This is a genomic window from Mesotoga infera (assembly GCA_011045915.1).
GTDB classification, from domain to species: Bacteria; Thermotogota; Thermotogae; order Petrotogales; family Kosmotogaceae; genus Mesotoga; species Mesotoga infera_D.
On record DSBT01000226.1, the window covers coordinates 1 to 6,250 of the forward strand.

At 44.9% G+C, this 6,250-nt stretch carries 6 protein-coding genes; all 6 read right to left on the bottom strand.

The features are described 5' to 3' along the window. Positions 1–340 precede the first annotated feature (340 nt). The gene (locus tag ENN47_07895) at positions 341–1,186 is read right to left on the bottom strand and encodes a carbohydrate ABC transporter permease (protein HDP78089.1); all 846 of its coding nucleotides are present in this window, start codon (positions 1,184–1,186) and stop codon (positions 341–343) included. Beyond that, positions 1,179–2,069 (bottom strand): sugar ABC transporter permease, encoded by an 891-nt coding sequence (locus tag ENN47_07900; GenBank protein ID HDP78090.1) that lies wholly within the window; start codon positions 2,067–2,069, stop codon positions 1,179–1,181. The genes ENN47_07895 and ENN47_07900 overlap by 8 nt, the downstream gene beginning before the upstream one ends. Before the next feature lie 64 nt (positions 2,070–2,133). Then, complete coding sequence (locus ENN47_07905) at positions 2,134–3,420, bottom strand: extracellular solute-binding protein (protein ID HDP78091.1); 1,287 nt, start codon at positions 3,418–3,420, stop codon at positions 2,134–2,136. A gap of 41 nt (positions 3,421–3,461) precedes the next feature. Further along, on the bottom strand, positions 3,462–4,232 hold the full coding sequence (locus tag ENN47_07910) for a sugar isomerase domain-containing protein (protein ID HDP78092.1): 771 nt from the start codon (positions 4,230–4,232) through the stop codon (positions 3,462–3,464). A gap of 8 nt (positions 4,233–4,240) precedes the next feature. Beyond that, positions 4,241–5,101: an ROK family protein gene (locus ENN47_07915; GenBank protein HDP78093.1), complete on the bottom strand. Its 861-nt coding sequence runs from the start codon at positions 5,099–5,101 to the stop codon at positions 4,241–4,243. A 4-nt stretch (positions 5,102–5,105) separates the two neighbouring features. Next, positions 5,106–5,855 (bottom strand): GntR family transcriptional regulator, encoded by a 750-nt coding sequence (locus ENN47_07920; GenBank protein ID HDP78094.1) that lies wholly within the window; start codon positions 5,853–5,855, stop codon positions 5,106–5,108. Between the last annotated feature and the right edge of the window lie 395 nt (positions 5,856–6,250).

Consider the following 6,250-nt stretch of genomic DNA (forward strand, 5'->3'; position numbering starts at 1 on the left):
ATCTACAACAATCGTTAATTCGTTGCACATCATCAGGAAGAAATGATCGGTGAGATTTCTGAGAACTCTCCTTTGCTCTGAACATAGGTTATTACAAAGCGCCAGCTGAAGAACTACTCACGCTATAGTTTGGACTGATGATCCCTCAACATTCAGCTTAGATTTCGGACGCGAAACAGCAACGCTCTTGCCAAGTTGCCCTCACAGACTGAAGGTGTATGGCCCAACCTTTTGAATATTCTTTCACAGTTTTTGCGACACCATATTATAACCGACTAAGGGGGCGAGTCTCTCTTGACAGCTCGTCGATAATATCCTTCATTCCTTGATTCGAGAATCTTCAGATTCCTCCGAAACCAGTCATCACTATTCCCTTAACATAGTATCTCTGCAAGAAGAGGAACAGTAGAATAACGGGCAGTATTTGAAGTACCATTCCAGCCAGGACAAGATGCTGGTTTGCTAGACTTCCAAATGAAAGACTAAGCTTCGCGATTCCAACTGGAATAGTCGTAAGTGAAGGGGTGAAAGAGGTAACGATCATCGGCCACAAGAAGTTGTTCCACTGAGCGACAAAAGTAAGTAGGACTAACGTGGCCATTGCAGGAAGAGAAAGTGGCACAACAATCTGCATGAAGATCCTTATTTGTGACGCGCCATCTATCGTAGCACTCTCGATGAGTTCCGAGGGGATGTTCATGATGAACTGTCTCAGCAGAAATACGCCATATCCGCTGACAGCAAATGGCATGATTAATGCTAAATACGTATCAACCCAACCGATCTTAGTCAACAAGAAGAAATTTGGAATCAGAAACAGGAAATTCGGAAACATCATGGTCGCCAGTATGAACCTGAAAAGAACCTTCTTCCCGGTGAAATTCATCTTCGCAAAGACATAACCGCCAAGCGCGCTCGTGAAAGCGACCAACAAAGAGATGCTTGTGGCCACTATCACACTGTTAAGAAGATATCGGAAGAAAGGCACCCTCTTGAGCACAGCCGCGTAGTTGCCCCATTGCGGAACTGTAGGCACTAATTTGGGCGGTACTGAGACAAATTCTCGCACAGTCATCAGAGAAGAAGATAGAAGCCATAGAAAAGGATATACCATTATGAAACCCGCTGCAGCAATCAAAGCGTATTTTAGTACTGCTCTAATTCTTTTCTTCTCAAGATTATGCATAGTAACTCTCCAATCCGCCCTTCCTAAAGGATCTAAGGGCCAACAGAGTTGTGAAGAGAGAGATGACGAATAGTACTACTGAAGCTGCCAATGCCTTTCCCATCTGCATATATGAGAAGGCGGTGTTGTACATATATATCGACACCAGTTGGGTGCTTGAAGACGGCGCGGCCCCTCCCATTATGTAGATCAGATCGAAGGTTTGCCAGGCGTTGATTAAACCTGTTACAAGTAAGAATAGAGTGGTCGGCTTCAGAAGCGGGAGAGTAATGCATATAAAGGTCTTGAACTTCGACGAGCCATCAATCCTCGCTGCATCATAATATGAAGAAGGTATCGAGTCAAGCCCCGCTGTGAAGATAAGCATTGGAACTCCAAGACCACTCCAGATTGCAACGATCACTATTGAAGGCAGAACAAGTTTCGGATCTGAAAGCCAAGCTTTACCGGGAATACCTAGCCAGCCCAAAGTATGGTTAATCACACCATAACTCGGGTTATAGAGATAGCTCCAGATCTTTCCAACCGCGACTGCAGGTGTTATCATCGGAGCAAAGAAGACAAATCTCCACACTGCTGATCCCCTTACCTTGTAAAGTGCCATAGCGACGAACAGTGCAAGAATAACGCTCGCAAATGTGACAACAAGAGCAAAGACAACAGTATTCAATAGGCCCGATCTGAACATTGGATCAGAGAATAGACTCAGGTAGTTGCCAAGGCCGACAAAGGATGCTCCGATCGGTGAGACAAGCATATTCCAGTCTTTAAAAGAGATCAGAATGGAAAAGCCTACAGCAAAGCAGAAGAAAACTGCAAAAAAAAGAAGTATTGGGCTTAAGAACAGATACGCTGTAAGGTTTTCTTTGCCTTTTCTTGTCACACTAACACCTCCGTACAGATCAACGAAGAATAGAGGTGGGTACTGGCCCCACCTCTAGATTTAATCAGTTAGCAGAATGAAGGATGGAGTCTATTTTCGATGCAGCATCCTTCATAGCCTGCTCAGGAGTTTTCATGCAGTTCATTGCAGCTACAATTTCGTCCATAATCGTTTTCTTTATCTGATCACCCTGGGTTACATTCGGTTCTGAAGTAGCTACATTAAGAAGTGATACGTATTCTTGCAGATCTACTAGCTGGGATGTGAAGTATGCAAGATCACTTTCATTAGGCGGGATTACGCCTATAACCTGTGCGCCCAGTTCTCCGGCTCTAGTTATTTTGGGGGCAGCTTTGTATTGCAGAGCAAACCAGTCAAGGAATTTCCAAGCCTCTTCCTGGTGCTCAGAACCACTATGAACAGCGTAGAAGAACGTATAGGCCGAGGTTGCAGGTTTGTCCAGATAAGGAATAGGAGCTATACCTACAATATCTTCGTACTCGTCTCCAAAAGCTTCCTTCAAATAGGAGACATACCATGGTGCTTTGATAACCATTGCAACATTCTTCTGGGTGAAATCGTAAAGACCGCCTGCAGTATCTGTAACTCCTTCTTTGAAGAGATCAACAACAGCTTCCATAGCACGAATTGCGGCCTGGCTGTCCAGAAGTGATTTCGTTAAATCGTCGTTGAAGGGATCTCCTCCAGCGCTGTAAAGAAGTGCGAAATACGGATGAACTATGTCACTTACAGAACTCTCCTCTAGCATCGGAAATGCGAAGCCATATTGTGAGATGACTCCTCGAGAATCCTTCTTTGTAAGTAGCTTTCCATATTCAACTAGCTCATCCCATGTCTCCGGCGGCTCATGCAGACCAACTTCTGCAAACAGTCGCTTGTTGTAGATCAGAGCATAAGTATTTACTTCTGCCGGAATGCCCATTATTGTGTCACTGATAGTTGCTCCCTGGACCGAAGTTAGTGAGAAATCCGACTTAACTCTTGATGCAATATGTTCAGGAGCAACAGCAAGTACTTGCGAGCCAACCAGTTGTACTCCCCAAAGAGAATACAGGTTGTAGATGTCCGCCGCTCTGCCCGCCATGTGCCCTACGAGTATTTGTTGCAGATAGTTGCCGAAAGGAACTTCTCTAATCTCAATCTTAATGCCGGGGTTTAGGGCTTCATATTCTTCCAGATAATGCTTTAGTCCAGGATAAAGAAGGTTTCCACTTTTGTCGAATATCCCGTTCACACGAAAATCCGACCAGTGAGTCTGGAACACGAGGGTGGTTTGCGAGAACACAATGGACGCAATCAAAACGAATAGAACGAAAATCGTTTTCTTCATACTCTCTCCTCCTTTGTAGACAGTCGACCTTCTGATGCGTACTACTCATCAAGTGAATGAGCAGAAATTCTCTTGTTATGTTCATCGAATATCTCAAGATTATGACCAACTCCGTAACCCTCAACATTCGGAGATACAAAGATTTTCAGGTCATACCCCCTTTCGTTGAGAATCTCCGCAGTCTCAGATATCATACACATAGTGATCACTACGGCGGCTACAGTGGAAATTGCCCCAACCTTCGCTCGAATTCCTTTCAGTTCAACTACAGCATCTTCAGGCGGAACACAGTTATCAATTAGTATGTCGGCGATATCTATCAGCTTTCTTCCGGATGAATGAGTAGCCTTTGCAAGCTGCTGGTTCGATTCGGAAGTGACAGCTACGACATTTGCCCCTTTGCTCTTGCCAAATAACGCTGCCTCAACTGGAGCCGCGTTCAGTCCACCATGTGAGTAGATAACCATTACATCGTCCTTCTTTACGGGCTGATAACGCAGGAAGCCATCAACCACGAAATCCTCCTTGCGTTCTATTAGCAACAACCCTGGAGCACTCGAAGGGCCTGTGATGCTCCCCCACATCAGTCTTGGCTCCATCAGGGCATTCAGACCGAGAAAACTGCCATATCGCGGGAAAGCGTCCATTACCGGAATGACTGAGTGCCCACTACCGAAAAAATGAACAAACCCTCCTTCCAGAATAGAGTGTGCCATCATCTCAGCTGTTTCACCTATGGCTTTGCCTTGCTCCGATTCGATGCTGTCTACCAGTTTCCTTACTGCAGAAAGATAAGCAGAAATAGCCATCAATATACCTCCTACGTAGTTTGCTTTCGTTGCATGAGTATTGTCGTTCCAAGAATCTGAGCATCCTCCCCGAGATTGCTTAGGAGGATTTGAGGGATAGGAACCATGGGGCTTTTGTGGCTTTCAATAGACCTTAGTGCTTCATTTTTCAAAGATCTCCATCGCCTTCCAATACTGCCTGAAAGCACTATTCTCTCAGGATCAGTGCTGTTCAGAAAGCAAGAGATGAGCTTTCCGAGATACCTTCCTGCCCTGTTTACGACTTCAGCTGCTTTTGGAGCGCCTTGTTCTGCCAGAGTGAAGATCTCGTAAGCGGGGAGTCTCTCGCCCGTAAGCTCCTCATACTTCAATGTGATTCCAACGCCGCCGACCAGATACTCAATTCTCTCTTCATCGAATCTGAGCCAACCAACGGAGCCTGCAAGTCCGTTACTTCCCTCAATTACCGTTCCATTTGACACAATTCCCATTCCTACTCCTGTTCCAATCGAGATATAGAGAAAATCAGTAACTCCTTTCGCTTTGCCAAATTCCATTTCGCCTATGGCTCCAGAGACCCTGTCATTAGTAACGAACAAATGGTTTTCATCCAAATCTAGCAGGTCGAACGGACACACAAGTTCTGTACCGAAGAGATTGGGAATCCAGATTCTTTTGTTTTTGAGAAGATATCCTCCCGCAACAGAGAGACCAACCATGTCCGCTGTTTCCTCTTTACTGAGAATATTACGGCAGCTTTTTTTCAATAGTGCTTGAAAAGTCCCTATATCGTCTGAATAGTTAATGCGCTCCTTAAAGACCACAGCCGGCGTTTCGTCTACAAGACATACTCTGGTGTTGGTTCCTCCAATATCAATAACTAGTCTATTCAAATAATCACTTCCTCAGGTGGATTAGGACAGAGTACTTGTCACCTCTAATTATCGATTCAGTATATTCGATGGCTTTTCCGTCAGCTCCTCTCGAGATGCGTTCAACATAGAAGCCCGGATACGGACACTCGACTTTGAGTAGTTTGCAGTCCGCTTCGCTGATGATTATCGCTGTGTAGGTTTCATCAGCAGATACGAATCTATACCCGTAATGATTTTCTACAAGCCCATAGAGGGATTCGGTAAGGTTTTTCTTGAGCAGGTCAGGGAAGAGCTTTTCGGGGCAGAGAAAGGTTTGAATTCCTAGCGGGCTCATGTCCATTAGGCGGAGTCGTTTGATTCTTATTACCTTTTCATCTGGAGAGAGATCGAAAATCCTAGCAAACTTAGTACCAGAAGACTCAACTCTAGAATCGAGAATCTCGCTGCCGACCTTGGCCCCCCTGGCAGTAAGTTCTTGACTGAGACTAGTAAGTTTTCTGGGGCCCTGTCTAATTCTGGGGTCCATGACATAGGTTCCTTTGCCTTGCCTCTTGAGAAGAAAACCTTCAGACACCAGCTTTTCAACAGCCTGACGAACTACAGCAAGGCTCACTTCATACTTCTCGCAAAGCTCTTGCTGATTCGGAATCTTTTCGCCTGCGGGCCACCTATCGGTAAGGATGTTGTTCCTGATTATCGTTGTAAGCTGTGAATGCAATGGTTCTGTAGAGAAAGCATCGATCCTTTCACCTTCATTCATCTTGATCACCATTCAACATAATCATTATAATGATTATAATGCCTAATGACTCTCAAGCACTAACCGTCTCTCATCTGCCATAAATGTATCAACGATCATCACCGGCAAATAATGATGAATATCTTCCGATTTCGATGTCATTCAAGCTCATTCTCTTGGAACCTTTTCCTTTCTTGTCTCTTGAAGGGGTAATCAAGAAGATATTCACCCCTCAAACTTACTGAGAACTCGGAGGAGAAACAGGAAATGAGTATAGTAACGATGAGTGTAAAGAAGAAGAATAGAAGCAATGCTTCTGAAAAGAGGCCTCTTTCGGGGACTCCATTATTCACTTTCGTCAGCAGCTTGAAGAGTCAAGGTTCTTCAGCGGATTACTGCCCGTTCCTCACTTCATCAAAAACCTTCTG

Excerpts from the sequence above, each read along its gene's own strand:
- ENN47_07895 (HDP78089.1), bottom strand. The coding sequence starts at position 1,186 with ATGCATAATCTTGAGAAGAAAAGAATTAGAGCAGTACTAAAATACGCT.
- ENN47_07905 (HDP78091.1), bottom strand. The coding sequence starts at position 3,420 with ATGAAGAAAACGATTTTCGTTCTATTCGTTTTGATTGCGTCCATTGTG.
- ENN47_07920 (HDP78094.1), bottom strand. The coding sequence starts at position 5,855 with ATGGTGATCAAGATGAATGAAGGTGAAAGGATCGATGCTTTCTCTACA.